Source organism: Actinomadura logoneensis (assembly GCF_003428695.1).
GTDB lineage: Bacteria > Actinomycetota > Actinomycetes > Streptosporangiales > Streptosporangiaceae > Spirillospora > Spirillospora logoneensis.
The window spans coordinates 1-707 of sequence record NZ_QURH01000388.1; the positions used below are offsets into that span (position 1 = coordinate 1).

Sequence of the window (707 nt, forward strand, 5' to 3'; positions counted from 1 at the left end):
GAAGGCGGCGAGGCGGGCCTCGTCGCGGCCGGTGACCACGACGCGGTGGCCGAGGCCGAGCAGGCGGCGGGCGGTGGCCGCGCCGATGCCGCCCGCGCCGCCGGTGATGAGTGTGACGGGACCGTCCGCCATGGTGGCTCCGTAGGCTCGGTGACTCCACAGGCTCGGTGACTCCGCGGGGTCGGTGACTCTGCAGGGTCATTCTGCGTGGCGGACCCCTGGCCTCGGGCCTTTCAGATTGCGCTGCGTTTTCCGGGTCTTGGTGCGCGGACGGGAGCGGACGCGAAAAAGGGGACGTCCCCGAAGCGCGGTGCTTCGAGGACGTCCCCGGGCGGGCGTGGGAAGAACTAGGAGGGCGCCTCCGAGGCGGCCCCTGGACGGGACGCGGACCCGGCCGTCCGCTCCTCGACGCTCTCCGGTCCGGGCTCCGGCTCGGCCGCCGCGTCGGCCGCGTCCGACTTGCCCGCGCCCTTCTTCTTCTGCTTCTTCGGGGGCTTGGGCGGCGGCGGCATCGGGGGCACGCCGCGCATCGCGGCGAGCGCCAGCACGCCGAGGAGGAGCACGACGGCCGCGCCCACCAGCGCCACGGTGTGCAGGCCGGAGGTGAACGCCTCGAACGCCGCCTTCCGGACGCCGTCCGCGACCTGGCCCGGCAGCCCGCCCGCCGCGGCGACCGCGCCCTCGACGCTCTCCCGGGCCGCGCGGGC

Annotated in this window: 1 protein-coding gene and 1 pseudogene; both read right to left on the minus strand. The window is 76.1% G+C overall.

Annotated elements, in window-relative coordinates; translation table 11 throughout:
- Positions 1–132 (minus strand): SDR family NAD(P)-dependent oxidoreductase (locus DZF91_RS22870; RefSeq protein ID WP_117359466.1); only part of this gene is annotated, 132 nt, incomplete at its 3' end.
- A gap of 215 nt (positions 133–347) precedes the next feature.
- Positions 348–707 (minus strand): annotated as a pseudogene (locus tag DZF91_RS40050) (hypothetical protein); the annotation flags it as partial.